Genomic DNA, 13347 nt, shown 5'->3' with positions numbered 1-13347 from the left:
GGAACAATTCCGGAACAAATAAACACGGAGCCCAAAACTCTGCAACCCTGAATCGCAAGAAATTTCGCTGCAAACATGTGCCGGGATGTTGCATTTGGCCCTCGATCTGCTCTGTTGCGGCGGGAGGATAGCAATGTTTTCGCAAACACAATGGCTTAAGACGCCGGAGGCAACGCTCGCCTTTCATCATGAGACAGCCGGCGGCGGCTCGCGTGGCGTGCTGTTGATCTCCCACGGACTTGCCGAACATTCGAAGCGCTACGCACGCTTCGCCAAGGCGATGGCTGCACGCGGCTATCATGTCTATGCCCACGACCACCGCGGCCATGGCGAGACGGTGGCTAAGGGCGCACCGATCGGGCAGTTCGCCCCCCGCAGTGGTGTGCAGCAAGTCCTCGCCGACATCGTGGCCATGCGGGACTATGCGGCAGAGCTCCACCCGAATCTCCCGGTGATCCTCTTCGGCCATTCCATGGGCGGCCTGATTGCGCTCAACGCTGCCGTGACCTATCCGGAGAAGTTCGACGCCGTTGCCGTGTGGAACTCGAATTTCGCGGTCGGTCTCGCAGGCCGCGCCGCGCAAGCCATCCTGCTTGTCGAAAAAGCCCTGAAGGGTTCCGACGTTCCGAGTGGCATGCTGCCTAAACTCACCTTCAGTGCCTGGGGCAAGTCCATCCCCGGCCATCGGACGGAATTCGATTGGCTCTCCCGCGATCCGGCCGAAGTCGACAAATATATCGCCGATCCGCTCTGCGGCTTCGATGCTTCCGTCTCGCTCTGGCTCGATATCTTCGAGCTCACCTTCCGCGCGCCGCAGAAGCGGCATCTCGACAGACTGCGAAAGGATCTGCCGATCCACCTCGTCGGCGGCGGAAAGGATCCGGCGACCGATGGCGGAAAAGCCGTGGCCTGGCTGTCAAACCATTTGAAACGGCATGGGTTCTCCCGTATCACGACCGAAATATATCAGGACAAACGGCACGAAACGCTGAACGAGATCGGCGCCGAAGCGGCGATTTCGGCCTTTGCCGATTGGTGCGATGAAGCAACCGCAAGGTCCTGATAAGAGGACCATGGAATGAGCAGTGCCGCGATGATGAAGAATGCCACCTCCGACGTGACCATGGGCCTGCTGCTCATGTTCCTTTCGGTGCTCGTCTCGCCGGTGATCGACATTTTTTCCAAGCTTGCGATCACGACGATTCCGTCCGCGGAAATCACCGCGGCGCGCTTTGCCGTGCAGGCGCTCTGCATGCTTCCGATCGTTCTCTGGCGGAAAAACCTGGCGGACTTGTCGTGGCGGCAGAGCCTCTTCCACGCGATCCGCGGCGCCATCATCACCATTTCGATGATCTCGTTCGTCACGACACTGAAATACATGGCGGTTGCAGACGCGATCGCGATCTTCTTCGTCGAACCCATCATTCTGACGATACTAAGCAGTATTTTTCTCGGCGAGACAATCGGCTGGCGCCGCTACGCCGCCTGCGGCGTCGGCTTCTTCGGTGCGATATTGATCATCCAGCCAAGCTTCCAGGAGGTCGGCTACGTGGCGCTATTGCCGGTCGTCAGCGCAGTCTGCATCGCCATCTCCGCGATGATGAACAGGGCCCTGGCACAACGCGAGGATCCCTGGGCGATGCAATTTCATATGGGCCTTTGGGGCCTTCTTTTCTGCGTCACTTTGCTCTTCATCGGGCATGGGAGCGGCTCGGATGTGTTTGATCCGGTGACGCCGGACATGACAGGTCTCGTCTGGCTCCTCGGCGTCGGCCTAACGGCCGCGATCGCCGGCATTCTGGGCGTCTATGCCTATCGCTCCGCACCCGCCTCGACCTTGGCGCCGCTGCAGTATTTCGAGATCGTCTCGGCGACGATCTTCGCTTGGTTGGTTTTTGGCGATTTTCCCGATGCCATGAAATGGCTCGGCATTCTCATCATCATCGCATCCGGACTTTACATCATCTGGCGCGAGCGCCGCTTTGCATCCAAGCCCGTATCCGATACATCTGAGGCGACGCGGGCGCCGTGATCCGTTCTCGGGAGGAACATGACGGACAGAAGCAGGAAGCCGCCGCTTGACGGCATCAGGGTCATCGAGCTCGCCCGCGTTCTGGCAGGTCCCTGGGCCGGTCAGATGCTGGCCGATCTCGGCGCCGACGTCATCAAGGTCGAAAATCCGGATGGCGGCGATGATACGCGGCAATGGGGACCGCCCTTCGTCGAGGGTAAGGACGGCGAAAACCTTTCGGCCGCCTATTATCACTCCGCCAATCGCAACAAGCGCTCGGTCACGGCCGACCTGAAGACGGAGGAAGGCCGGTCGCTGGTGCGGCGCCTTGCAGCAACGGCCGATGTCCTGATCGAGAATTTCAAGCTCGGCGGCCTCGTCAAATACGGGCTCGACTACGAAAGCCTTCGCAAGATCAATCCGAAGCTCGTGTATTGCTCGATCACCGGCTTCGGCCAGTTCGGTCCCTATGCCGGCCTCGCGGGCTATGACTATATCGTCCAAGGCATGTCCGGCTTCATGTCGATCACCGGCGAGCCGGATCGCCAGCCGATGAAAGCGGGCGTCGCTATCGCCGATATCTTCACCGGCATCTATGCCGCATCGGCAATCGAGGCCGCCCTCATCCATACCCTGAAGACCGGTGAAGGTCAGCTCGTCGATATGGCGCTGCTCGACGTTCAGTCCGCCGTGCTCGCCAATCAGAACATGAACTACCTGATTTCCGGCCGCGCGCCGACGCGGCTCGGCAATGCCCATCCGAATATCTCTCCCTATGAGGTCGTGCCGAGCGCCGACGGCTACCTGATCCTCGCCGTCGGCAATGACAGCCAGTTCCGTCGCCTCTGTACGGTCCTCGGCCTCGATGGCATCGCCGGCGACGAACGCTTTTCGACCAACAGGGCCCGCGTCGCCAACCGCGATGAGGTGCGCCGCCTGGTATCGACCGAAACGCTGAAATGGCAGAAGGCCGATCTCTTGAAAGCCTGCGAAGAAAACGCAGTGCCGGCCGGCGCGATCAACACCATCGAAGAGATGTTCGCTGATCCGCAGATCGTCGCGCGCGGCCTGCGCATCGATCTGCCGGATGCGGCAGGAACCATGATCCCCGGCGTGAGGACGCCGGTCGTGCTCTCCGAAACGCCCCTGCGATACGAAAGGCCGAGCCCGCGGCTTGGCGAACATCAGGAAGAGGTTCTGGCCGAGCTCGAGGCATTGGAGCGCGCCGAACGGGAGAGGAAATCGGCACCATGAAGAAGACCGGCGGCGAGCTGATTGTCGAAGCGCTGAAGGCAAACGGGGTTAAGCGCCTTTCCTGTGTGCCCGGCGAAAGCTTTCTTGCCGTGCTGGACGCGCTTTATGACACCGATATCGAGGTGATCGTCTGCCGTCAGGAAGGCGGCGCCGCGATGATGGCCGATTGCTGGGGCAGGCTCACCGGCGAGCCCGGCATCTGCATGGTTACCCGCGGCCCTGGCGCGACGAATGCTTCGGCGGGCCTGCATATCGCCAGACAGGATTCGATCCCGATGATCCTCTTCATCGGCCAGGTCCAGCGCGATGCCCGCGAGCGCGAGGCCTTCCAGGAAGTGGAGTTCCGGCGCGCGCTGACAGAATATGCCAAATGGGTCGGCGAAATCGACGATGCGGCGCGCATTCCCGAATTCGTCACCCGCGCCTTTGCCGTTGCCACCTCTGGCAGGCCCGGGCCTGTCGTGCTGTCACTGCCCGAGGACATGTTGCGTGATGAAGTGGAAGCGCCGCGCGCAAAGCCTTATGCCCGCGTTCCGGCTCATCCCGGACGCCGTCAGGTCGACGATTTCTACATGCGGCTCCTGAAGGCCGAGCGTCCGATGGTCATTCTCGGCGGCACACGCTGGGATGCGGATGCCGTTGCCGATTTCCGCATCTTTGCCGAGCGCTTCAAGCTGCCGGTCGGATGCTCCTTCCGCCGCCAGATGCTCTTCGACCACCTGCACGCAGGCTATGCCGGCGATGTCGGCATCGGCATCAATCCGGCACTGGCGGAAGGGATCAAAGAGAGCGACCTGCTGATTTTGCTGGGCGGCCGGATGTCGGAAATGCCGTCGTCAGGCTATACGCTGATCGACGTCCCCTACCCGGCACAATCGCTCGTCCATATCTATCCCGACCCGTCCGAACTCGGCCGCATCTACCGCCCGGATCTTGCGATCTGCGCATCGCCGCAGGACTTCGTCGCCACCCTTGCCGATCTCGAAGCGCCTACCGAACCGCGCTGGGCCGAGCGGACGGAACGCATGCACCAAGCCTATCTTGACTGGTCGAAGCCGCCGCGGACAGGCCCCGGAGCCGTGCACATGGGGCCGATCATGGAATGGATCGAGGGCAACACGAAGGCCGACACGATCTTCACCAACGGTGCCGGCAACTATGCCACCTGGCTGCACCGCTTCCATCGCTTCCGGCAGTTCAATACGCAGGCAGCACCCACATCCGGCTCGATGGGTTACGGATTGCCCGCCGCCGTTGCCGCCAGGCGGCTTTTTCCGGAGCGCGAAGTCATCTGCTTTGCCGGTGACGGCTGCTTCCTGATGCACGGGCAGGAGTTCGCCACCGCAGTTCGCTACAATCTTCCGATCATCGCCCTCGTCATCAACAACGGCATCTATGGCACGATCCGCATGCACCAGGAACGTGACTATCCCGGCCGTGTCAGCGGTACGGATCTCACCAATCCGGATTTCGCGGCTCTTGCCCGTGCCTACGGCGGCCATGGCGAAACGGTGGAGAAAACCGAGGACTTCGCGCCCGCCTTCGAGCGCGCCCGCGCCAGCGGCAAGCCGTCGATCATCGAGGTGAAACTCGATCCGGAGGCGATCACACCGACGCGCACGCTCTCCGAAATCGCCCAAACAAAAAGCCGGTGAGCGAACCCACCGGCTTTCGAAATTGGCAATGACGCCGATCTCAGTCGATTGCCGCCGTGACGATGAACTCGACCTTGTACTTCGGCGCTGCGAGCTTGGCTTCGCTGGTCGCGCGGGCTGGCGTGTTCGTCGGATCGACCCAGGCTTCCCAGGCAGCGTTCATTTCCGCAAAGTAGGAAATGTCGGAGAGATAGATCAGCGTCTGCAGAATCTTCGATTTGCTGGAACCTGCAGCGGCAAGCAGGCGATCGACTTCGGCAAGCGCCGACTTGCACTGATCGGTCACGCTCTCGCCTTCGCCGACTTGGCCTGCGAGATAGACGGTGTTGCCGTGGATGACCGCGCCGCTCATGCGGGCGCCGACGTCGATACGCTTGATGCTCATGATGCTCTCCTAAGTTTTATGAAATAAAGGCGCGGTGGAGGCCGCGCCGGAAGATCAGCCGCGAATATGATGGGTCTTCTGATAGATTGCGGTGGAGCGCGCGCCGGAACGGCAATAGCCGAGCATCGGGCGCGGAAATTCGTCGAGCGCGTCGACCATGCCCTGCACGGCTTCCTCCGTCACGCCCATCGGGCCGACGGGCACATGCGCGATGTCGAGGCCAAGTTCCTTGGCGCGGGCTTCGATCACGGAAAACGGCGTCTGGTCCGGGCTTTCCTGATCCGGGCGATGGCAGACGATCGACTTGAAGCCCATCGCCTTGATCTGATCGAGATCCTCCAGCGTGATCTGGCCGGATACCGAATATTCGTCGTCGATCTGGCGGATGTCCATCGCACGTTCCTCCTGAGAATGAATGGCAGAAGCTCTACGATGCGAGACCGGAAGCGTCAATAACTGTTCGCCTAGAGGAAGGCGAAGCGAAGCGCATAGCTGCGGCTCTCGCCCGGCTGCAGCATGTTGAACTCGCCGCCCGCCTGAAGCTCGCTGCGCGAGACCCAACGATGCGAGACCGGTTCGATGCCGAAAACGTCCGCCGGCGTCTTCTGGTTCCGCCAGACCTGTAGATGCGGCAGCGTATCTGCGTGGAAACGCACGCACAGCGTCTTGCCGCCCGCTGCTTTCATTGGCCCGAGCCGGACTTCGGCAAAACCATCCTCGGCGGCCAAAGCCTCGACGCAAAAGAGGCCGCCAAGCTCTTCTCCGAAGCTCCACGGAAAACCCCCGCCTTCGAACATGGCCCCTTCCAGCCGCGTACCGGCATCGAGCCATTTGCCGCCGGTATTTATGTGGTACATCAGGAAGGTCGGTACCACTTGGCCGCTGGTGTTGACGACGGTGTCGTCCAGCAAAACTTCCCCCGTCGCGCCGTCGATGCGCCAAAGCCGTTCGATCCGCTGCGGCAACCCTTCGACGGTGACGATATCGATGTCGGCGCGGCACTCGGCATTGCCGTTCTCGAATTTGGTCCGGAGAACCTTGGCGGGATGACCGGACGCCGAACCATGAAGCGGGTAGACCTTGCCATCCGCGCGCGCAGGGATCGGCTCGCGATGGCGGATGTGGTCCGGACCGCAGGTGAAGAGAAAACCTTCGAGCGAGTGGTCGATACGCGGATCGCCGTCGTCCGGGATGGCGCGCTTCGGCGCGATATCGACGCCGTCGACGATGCATCCGCCGATATCCATCACCGATGTTTCGTCCAGCATCAGGCGCGGTCCCTTGGCGGCGGCAAACTCGATCATTGCATTCCTCCCGATCTTTAGGCTGCCGTAGGGTTAGGACCCGTCCGCACATTCGTCAATCGCGGCAAGCCCGTTGCGCACAACCGGCAATGCATGCCGGAACCCGCTTGCCAAACCAAACGTTTTGTCCCAGGCAGGAAACGCAATAATTTTCATCTTTTGTTTAGTACGAATTCATAAATTCCACATTAGCGTCAAGATTCGCAGGTGTGTGTCGGCCAAGTCACTGTTTGAGGTGTAAGACGTGAAGCGCTTTCTGAAATCGGGGATGTCCCTTGCCGCGGCCGTGCTGGCCCTTGCGGCCGCCGCACCGGGTGCCGATGCGCAGCAATACGGCCGCCGCCAGCGCGATGTCGTGATGGTGACCCCCGACGGGGCGATAATCGACTACATTCCGCCGGGTGCCGACGTCTATTATTCGCGGGATCGCAACGGCAAGCGGGTCCTGCTCGATGGCTACGGCAACGTCGTCGCGACCGAAATGCGCGGCAGCGGCTATTATCCGCCACCGCCTGTCCGCGAAACCTATAACAACGATCCCTATTATCCAGATAGCGGCAGCACACGTTACGTGGAACGCGGCGCCGTGACGGGCTCCATCCCGCGCGATGCGGAAATCCAGCGCGAGCCGCTTTACGACCAGCCTTATCCGGATGCCAACGGAGAAAGCTATCCGCAGAACGAGGACTATGCGTCGATCGAACCGGATCAGCCGTTCCCGGGCGACATGCAGCCGAAGCCGCCCTCAGAACCCGTCATCACGCTCAAGGGAAAATCGAAGCCTGAAATCGTCGCCATTCAGGTCTTCCTTGACCGCGCGGGCGTTTCTCCGGGCGTCATCGATGGCCATATGGGTTCCAACGTCACCAAGGCGATATATGCCTATGAGCAGATGACCGGCGAAAAGCTTGACCCCAACAATACCGAAGCGATCCTCGAGCAGCTTCGCCTGTCGGGCGGGCTACCCGTCACCAGCTACACGATCACGCCGGCAGATGCCGCCGGGCCTTATGTCGCCGCGATTCCGGAAGACTATTCGCAGAAGGCGCTTCTGCCGTCGATGGCCTACACGTCGACGACCGAAATGCTTGCCGAGCGCTTCCACATGGACGAAGCCTTCCTCAAGGAAATGAACCCCGGCGCCGATTTCACCGTTCCCGGCACGATCATCAAGGTCGTCAACCCTGGGCAAGCCAAGACCGGCGCCGTCGCCAGGATTCTCGCGGACAAGGCCAAGAAGCAGGTCTTCGCCTATGATGCTGCCGGCAATCTCGTCGCCGCCTATCCCGCCTCCATCGGCTCCAACGATACCCCTTCGCCCTCCGGCGTTGTCAACGTCGAACGCGTTGCCCTGAACCCCGGCTATACCTACAACCCGAAGATCAATTTCCAGCAGGGCGCAAACGACCGGATCCTGAATATCCCGCCCGGCCCGAACGGTCCTGTCGGAACGGTCTGGATCGCCCTTTCGAGGCCGACCTACGGCATTCACGGCACGCCGGAACCGTCGAAGATCGGCCGCACCCAGAGCCACGGCTGCATCCGCCTGGCGAACTGGGACGCAACGGAGCTCGCCAAGATGGTGAAGCCCGGCGTGACGGTCGAATTCGTCGACTAAGCCGAAAAGCCCAAGGCGCGCAGGAACCATAGGCCAGGCGCAAGGAATTTGGTGGGTCGTCAGGATTTTCGCGACAGTGCCGCCAGCAAGTCCGCCAACTGATTGGCGCGAACATCGTCCAGCTTCGCGCCTAGATGGCGTTGGAGCGCCGAGGCATAGACGGTCCACATGCGCGCTTGCATGGCGCGCCCCGCCTCCGTCACAGTGACCCACCGGCCGCGGCCGTCCTCGTGGAACATCTCGCGCTGAACAAACCCTTCCTTCTCCATTCGGTCGATAAGGCGTGAGAGATTGTGTTGCGCCAGCAGCGTGCGCTGCTCGATCTCATACGGCCGCAATTTGCCATCCTTGGCACGCGTCAACTCTAACAGCACGTCATACCAGCCGAGCGGCGGAAAGCCCGCCGCCTTCAAGTCCTGCTCGATCGCCATCAAGACGAGCCGTTGAGCACGCATGAGACGCACCCACGCGCGTGTGATGGACGGTGAAGGTTGATCGGTTGTGGCGTTTGAGCAATCGGACATAGATGCAATTACATCTATATTGACCCACGAAGCAAGCTCCAATATAGATGCATATGCATCTATATTGACGGAGACCTCCATGACCCAGAACCGCCTGACAGGCTATGGCGCGGCATTGCTGTGGCTCAGCTCGGCGACGGCCTTTTGGCGCTATGCCCTTCACGCCCCGATGATTCCGATTAATCAGGAGCTTTCATCATGTCCGACAACAAGCTGACCTTGGTCAGTCATCATCTCTGCCCCTACGTCCAGCGCGCCGCTATTGCGTTGATTGAGAAAGGCGTTCCATTCGAGCGCCGATATGTCGATTTATCTGCAAAGCCCGATTGGTTCCTCGCCATTTCCCCGCTTGGCAAGGTGCCGTTGCTGGTCGTGCGGCAGGAGGATGAAACAGAGGCAGCGTTGTTCGAAAGCGCCGTCATCTGCGAATATCTTGAAGAAACCCAACCTGGCGTTCCGCTCCATCCAGCCGATCCGCTCACGCGGGCGCGGCACCGCGGGTGGATCGAGTTCGGCTCGTCCATCCTCTCGGACCTGTGGGGGTTCGAGACCGCGAAGGATGCCGTAACCTATCAGACAAAACGCCAGATGCTGATTGAGAAATTCAGGCGTGTCGAGGCTGAGTTAGGCGCGAGACCATTCTTCGCCGGTCCCGCATTCAGCCTTGTCGATGCGGTGTTCGCGCCGGTCTTCCGCTATTTCGACGTATTCGACGCGATCGCGCCGAGCGGCATATTCGAAGATCTTCCTCGCGTGACGGAATGGCGCAAGACGCTGGCCGGCCGGCAAAGCGTGAAAGAAGCAGTGATGGAGGACTATGCCGATCGCCTCAAGGTCTTTCTCAAGAACCACGACGCATGGATTCTGAAACTGGCCGGCTGAGAAACTCGCAATCGACCGCCGCCTTTCGAAACCTGATCGAAAATCAGAATGTTGCTTCGATCCACTTTCAAGCAACATTCACACATTGTGGAAGCTCAGCCGGTGGCGGCCTCAAGTCGATCAGCGCGAAGAACGGTCGGCGCTCCTTGGGAAGAGGCGTGCTTTTGTTCCAAACTGTATTGCCGGGGTGAACCGCCCATCTCTCTCCTGAAGGCCGTGCTGAACGCGCTCTCGGATTCATAGCCCAGTGACAAAGCAATGGCCGAGATCGGATCGTTCGAGTTCGCCAGCCTGTCCGCCGCCAACAACATGCGCCAGCGAGTCAGGTAGTCCATAGGCGTCTCTCCGACCGTTGCCTTGAACTTCATGGCAAAGGCCGATCGGGACATGCAGGCGCGCCGAGCAAGCTCCTGCAACGTCCACCGGTAGCCAGGAGCGGCATGCATCGCCGTGATCGCCGCGCACATCTGCTTGTCGGCGAGCGCGAAGAACCATCCGACCCGGCCCTTTACCTCCTCCGCCAGATGAAGCCGCAATGCCTGGACAAGCATCATATGCGCAAGGTGCTGGGCGATGAGAAAGCTACCTGGCTGAGGCTCGCGCAGTTCGTGCATCATCCGCTCTACCGACCAGCGCAACGCGGCCTGATCGGAATCCCTTCGGATATGCACGATGGGAGGCAGTGTCCGCAGCAGCGCACCAGCGTTTTGCCCGCTGACAGCGAACCGGCTGCCGACCAGAAAAAAATCCCCGCCGCCATTCACCGAGACGACACCGCCCGCCCTTGCCGGCGGAAAGATCGTGCCGGCCTCGACAGGTTGCAGGCTCAAGTCGCTTGCGAGGCGAAAGGGCCGGCCGCTCGGCAGCACGAAGCAGTCGCCGCCCTCCAGACGGACCGGATCGGACACATCTTCCACCGACAGCCAGCATCCGCCGGAGACCACCGCATAACATTTGATGCGCTCGTGCTGGTCGGCGAACTGGATCGACCAGTCTCCGCCCGCATCGAAGCCGGCGGACACATAGCTGCGCGGTTTCAGCAGCGAGAGGACATCGGAGAGCGGATCCATCGTGAAACCTGGACGATCGCGAAAGTAATATAGACTTTAACGCATAGATCGTACTTCGGCAACCGCCTAAGTTCCCACCATAACGACTGCGATCGTCGTCATGACCTCGACGACTTCGCCTTGTTCGCGGCGCTGGCCAGGCCGCCGACGCCCAGAACAAGACCTCGCGGGAGCCGTTCCGGAACGGTTCGGCTCACCCTCATTGCTGTCAGCCTTAGGAAGGATTCTGCCGTGAGTACCACCGAAACCGCAAACATCCATCGTCAAACTCCAAGACAGTTCATCCTCTTCACGCTCATCGCGGCAGTTGTCGCGTCTTTCGCGGCCTGGAGCAGCGCGACCCTCGCGCTGGAAGTCTGGGTGATGTTTGCAGGCTTCATCGCCTGGTTCGTTCGCCCGACATCGTTGCGTGAAAGCCTTTCCGCCATGGTTTGCCTTTGGCTGGGAATAGGTCTGGCCGCGGTCGCGGAGGTCGCGACCGGAGCATTGATCCCGATAGCGGGAGGCTTAGCCCTGCCATTGGTTGTGTTCTTTGTCGCCATCCTCATCGTCGGCCTGCGAACTACGCGCATCGTCAACAACATGCTGACCTGGTTTCTCGGGATGGTCACCTTCTTCGCGGCGGGCTGGGATCTGTCCGCGGAGACATTCCTGCATCTCGGTGGAGCAACGGCGATTGGCGGTTTCGCGGGCTGGGCCTGCCAGGCGATCAATCGCCGCTGGGTCGAAAACTGACCTCGACCTTCACTACCCGCGCAATTCCTACAATTTCCGACTGCAAGAGGCGGTCGCCATACCGGACCGGAGATAAACATGATCGTCATTACCGCGCCCACCAGCATGATCGGCAGCCAAGTGCTCGACAACCTTCTCAAGAGTGAAGAGAGCATTCGCGTGATCGCCCGCGATCCATCACGCCTGCCTTTGCAGGTCCGGGAACGGGTCGAGATCATACAAGGGTCACACGGCGATATCGACGTCGTCGTTCGGGCGTTTGCGGGGGCGGATGCTGTATTCTGGCTGCTTCCTCCCGATCCACGGGCAGAAAGCGTCGAGGCCGCTTATGTGGGCTTCACACAGCCGGCCTGCGAAGCCTTCAAGAGCCGGGGCGTCAAGCGCGCAGTCGGCGTTTCTGCGCTGGGCCGCGGGACTCGCGTCGCCGGACGGGCCGGCTACGTCACGGCGTCCCTGGCGATGGACGATCTGATTGCCGGCACGGGGGTGAGCTACCGCGCGCTGACCATGCCCTCGTTCATGGACAACATTCTTCGCCAGGCCGGCGTGATCAGGAACCAGGGCGTATTCTTCTCCCCGATCTCCGGAGACCGTAAGATGCCGAGTTGCGCCACCCGCGACATCGCCGCCGCCGCCGCCGGGCTCCTGCTCGACCCATCCTGGAACGGATGCGGAGAGGTTCCCCTCCTCGGCCCTGAAGACCTGTCCTTCAATGATATGGCGGAAGTCATTTCGGAGGTGCTGGGCAGGCCAGTCCGCTTCCAGCGGATTTCATTCGAAGCCTACAAGGCACGCTTCATCGAGCTCGGCATGTCAGAGCCTATGGCGCAAGGCATGACCGACATGGCCCTCGCCAAGGACCAGGGTCTCGACAACGCCGAGCCGCGTACACCCGAAAACACCACCCTGACCAGCTTCCGACAGTGGTGCGAAGAAGTGCTGAAGCCCACCATCCTCCGTTGACCATCCGGCGGGGCGCCTCGCCCTCGCCTTTCACGGCAAAATCAGGCAGCGCTGCGGATCAGCGGGCCGGTTATGCGGGCGGAAGCTGGAAGGTTCATTGGCACCTTGCGCATCATCTCTTCAGCAAGACAGAGTGCATTCTCGCGGGCCTTGTCGAGATTAGAGACCCGCGCCGGGTCCATATCATACAGCGTGCCGCCGCAATCGAAGATGTCACGAAACGCGGCCCGCTCGATGATAGCGGTATCGAGAACCGGAACGTTCCGCTCGTTGAGCAGTGTCTTGACAAGTTGCAGTGCCCGAGTGGTCACCATGGAATTGACGCGGGTAAGCACCACCGAATGGCCGATCTTGATGCCCGCCTTCTCATCCAGATACTGCAGCAGTTCCAGGACCTGCGCCCCGCCGCGTGCATCCATGGCGCAGCCCTGGATGGGGATCAGGACGTGGTCGGAAAGACCGACGGCGGTGGCCAGCAGCGGATTGCGAGCACCCGGCAGGTCGATGATGAAGTAGTCGGTGGACTGTTTGTTTTCGCTGATGTGCTGCGGAAGCGATGCACAGGTCACGAAGTCGATGACCTCAATATTCGGGACATGGCCGGAAATGTCATGCCAGCGGGAAATCCAGTGCTGCGGATCGGCATCAAGGATGGTGATCCGATAGCCTTTGCGGGCAAGTTCCGTCGCGAGCAGGAGAACGGCCGTGGTCTTGCCGGCCCCGCCCTTGGTGTTTGCAAATGTGATGACTGCCATATTCGTTCCTCGAAGACGTCGCGAGCCGGATATCGCTCTTTTGCGCACTTTCGGGTTCATCGTGCGGTTAACGTATCCTTTCCGATGATGGTTAACAAAATCCAAACAAACGCGCCGAAATTGCAGTCCGCATTTTTCACATCCCTAAAAGTTGGGATGCCGGAAAATGAAAAAAGCCCGGAAAGCTTGGA

15 protein-coding genes are annotated in these 13347 nt (G+C 60.7%); 9 read left to right on the top strand and 6 right to left on the bottom strand.

Going from position 1 to position 13347, the window contains the following annotated elements; all coding sequences use genetic code 11:
- Positions 1-133 precede the first annotated feature (133 nt).
- Genes N2599_RS05190 through N2599_RS05175 form a run of 4 tightly spaced genes read left to right on the top strand, consistent with a single transcriptional unit; the run spans position 134 to position 4920 of the window.
- A complete protein-coding gene (locus N2599_RS05190) occupies positions 134-1063 on the top strand; it encodes an alpha/beta fold hydrolase (RefSeq protein ID WP_027508707.1) in 930 nt (309 codons plus the stop codon).
- A gap of 15 nt (positions 1064-1078) precedes the next feature.
- Positions 1079-2032: a DMT family transporter gene (locus N2599_RS05185; protein WP_027508706.1), complete on the top strand. Its 954-nt coding sequence runs from the start codon at positions 1079-1081 to the stop codon at positions 2030-2032.
- Positions 2033-2050: 18 nt separating this feature from the next.
- Positions 2051-3265, top strand: a complete 1215-nt coding sequence (caiB, locus tag N2599_RS05180; protein WP_027508705.1) for a succinate--glutarate CoA-transferase — start codon at positions 2051-2053, stop codon at positions 3263-3265.
- Positions 3262-4920: a thiamine pyrophosphate-binding protein gene (locus tag N2599_RS05175; RefSeq protein ID WP_027508704.1), complete on the top strand. Its 1659-nt coding sequence runs from the start codon at positions 3262-3264 to the stop codon at positions 4918-4920. Before caiB ends, N2599_RS05175 begins: the two co-directional genes overlap by 4 nt.
- 40 nt (positions 4921-4960) lie before the next feature.
- On the opposite strand, the gene N2599_RS05170 is transcribed toward N2599_RS05175, so the two are convergent.
- The 3 genes from N2599_RS05170 to N2599_RS05160 form a co-directional block, all read right to left on the bottom strand.
- Positions 4961-5305: a RidA family protein gene (locus tag N2599_RS05170; RefSeq protein WP_027508703.1), complete on the bottom strand. Its 345-nt coding sequence runs from the start codon at positions 5303-5305 to the stop codon at positions 4961-4963.
- A 54-nt stretch (positions 5306-5359) separates the two neighbouring features.
- Positions 5360-5698, bottom strand: coding sequence for a protein tyrosine phosphatase family protein (locus N2599_RS05165; RefSeq protein WP_022714338.1), 339 nt, complete (start codon positions 5696-5698; stop codon positions 5360-5362).
- 71 nt (positions 5699-5769) lie between these two features.
- Complete coding sequence (locus N2599_RS05160) at positions 5770-6609, bottom strand: DUF4432 family protein (RefSeq protein WP_027508702.1); 840 nt, start codon at positions 6607-6609, stop codon at positions 5770-5772.
- A gap of 244 nt (positions 6610-6853) precedes the next feature.
- On the opposite strand from N2599_RS05160, the gene N2599_RS05155 reads away from it, so the two are divergent.
- Positions 6854-8227 carry a L,D-transpeptidase gene (locus N2599_RS05155; RefSeq protein ID WP_027508701.1) on the top strand — a complete coding sequence of 458 codons (1374 nt, stop codon included), beginning with the start codon at positions 6854-6856 and terminating at the stop codon, positions 8225-8227.
- Between the two features lie 59 nt (positions 8228-8286).
- On the opposite strand, the gene N2599_RS05150 is transcribed toward N2599_RS05155, so the two are convergent.
- A complete protein-coding gene (locus N2599_RS05150; protein WP_027508700.1) occupies positions 8287-8751 on the bottom strand; it encodes a MarR family winged helix-turn-helix transcriptional regulator in 465 nt (154 codons plus the stop codon).
- A gap of 79 nt (positions 8752-8830) precedes the next feature.
- On the opposite strand from N2599_RS05150, the gene N2599_RS05145 reads away from it, so the two are divergent.
- Together N2599_RS05145 and N2599_RS05140 are read left to right on the top strand one after the other, a co-directional pair.
- Entirely contained in the window at positions 8831-8968 is a 138-nt protein-coding gene (locus N2599_RS05145) for a hypothetical protein (RefSeq protein ID WP_156915226.1), read from the top strand.
- Positions 8950-9633 carry a glutathione S-transferase family protein gene (locus tag N2599_RS05140; protein ID WP_027508699.1) on the top strand — a complete coding sequence of 228 codons (684 nt, stop codon included), beginning with the start codon at positions 8950-8952 and terminating at the stop codon, positions 9631-9633. Before N2599_RS05145 ends, N2599_RS05140 begins: the two co-directional genes overlap by 19 nt.
- 95 nt (positions 9634-9728) lie before the next feature.
- Here the strand turns inward: N2599_RS05140 and N2599_RS05135 are convergent, their stop codons facing one another.
- Positions 9729-10703: an AraC family transcriptional regulator gene (locus N2599_RS05135; protein WP_027508698.1), complete on the bottom strand. Its 975-nt coding sequence runs from the start codon at positions 10701-10703 to the stop codon at positions 9729-9731.
- A gap of 231 nt (positions 10704-10934) precedes the next feature.
- Between N2599_RS05135 and N2599_RS05130 the strand changes: the two genes are divergently transcribed.
- Together N2599_RS05130 and N2599_RS05125 are read left to right on the top strand one after the other, a co-directional pair.
- Complete coding sequence (locus tag N2599_RS05130) at positions 10935-11438, top strand: DUF1097 domain-containing protein (RefSeq protein ID WP_027508697.1); 504 nt, start codon at positions 10935-10937, stop codon at positions 11436-11438.
- A gap of 78 nt (positions 11439-11516) precedes the next feature.
- Positions 11517-12401, top strand: coding sequence for an NAD(P)H-binding protein (locus tag N2599_RS05125; protein WP_027508696.1), 885 nt, complete (start codon positions 11517-11519; stop codon positions 12399-12401).
- A gap of 41 nt (positions 12402-12442) precedes the next feature.
- Here the strand turns inward: N2599_RS05125 and N2599_RS05120 are convergent, their stop codons facing one another.
- The gene (locus tag N2599_RS05120) at positions 12443-13156 is read right to left on the bottom strand and encodes an AAA family ATPase (RefSeq protein ID WP_027508695.1); all 714 of its coding nucleotides are present in this window, start codon (positions 13154-13156) and stop codon (positions 12443-12445) included.
- Between the last annotated feature and the right edge of the window lie 191 nt (positions 13157-13347).

Source organism: Rhizobium sullae, assembly GCF_025200715.1.
Taxonomy (GTDB): Bacteria; Pseudomonadota; Alphaproteobacteria; order Rhizobiales; family Rhizobiaceae; genus Rhizobium; species Rhizobium sullae.
Note: the sequence above shows the minus strand (reverse complement) of the source record. Positions and strands in the feature narration are given on the sequence as shown.

Bases quoted from the DNA above. Each gene is read 5' to 3' on its own strand.
- N2599_RS05160 (WP_027508702.1), bottom strand. From the start codon at position 6,609: ATGATCGAGTTTGCCGCCGCCAAGGGACCGCGCCTGATGCTGGACGAA.
- N2599_RS05175 (WP_027508704.1), top strand. From the start codon at position 3,262: ATGAAGAAGACCGGCGGCGAGCTGATTGTCGAAGCGCTGAAGGCAAAC.
- N2599_RS05145 (WP_156915226.1), top strand. From the start codon at position 8,831: ATGACCCAGAACCGCCTGACAGGCTATGGCGCGGCATTGCTGTGGCTC.
- N2599_RS05120 (WP_027508695.1), bottom strand. From the start codon at position 13,156: ATGGCAGTCATCACATTTGCAAACACCAAGGGCGGGGCCGGCAAGACC.
- N2599_RS05140 (WP_027508699.1), top strand. From the start codon at position 8,950: ATGTCCGACAACAAGCTGACCTTGGTCAGTCATCATCTCTGCCCCTAC.
- N2599_RS05185 (WP_027508706.1), top strand. From the start codon at position 1,079: ATGAGCAGTGCCGCGATGATGAAGAATGCCACCTCCGACGTGACCATG.
- N2599_RS05190 (WP_027508707.1), top strand. From the start codon at position 134: ATGTTTTCGCAAACACAATGGCTTAAGACGCCGGAGGCAACGCTCGCC.
- N2599_RS05125 (WP_027508696.1), top strand. From the start codon at position 11,517: ATGATCGTCATTACCGCGCCCACCAGCATGATCGGCAGCCAAGTGCTC.
- N2599_RS05150 (WP_027508700.1), bottom strand. From the start codon at position 8,751: ATGTCCGATTGCTCAAACGCCACAACCGATCAACCTTCACCGTCCATC.
- N2599_RS05170 (WP_027508703.1), bottom strand. From the start codon at position 5,305: ATGAGCATCAAGCGTATCGACGTCGGCGCCCGCATGAGCGGCGCGGTC.
- N2599_RS05135 (WP_027508698.1), bottom strand. From the start codon at position 10,703: ATGGATCCGCTCTCCGATGTCCTCTCGCTGCTGAAACCGCGCAGCTAT.
- N2599_RS05165 (WP_022714338.1), bottom strand. From the start codon at position 5,698: ATGGACATCCGCCAGATCGACGACGAATATTCGGTATCCGGCCAGATC.
- caiB (WP_027508705.1), top strand. From the start codon at position 2,051: ATGACGGACAGAAGCAGGAAGCCGCCGCTTGACGGCATCAGGGTCATC.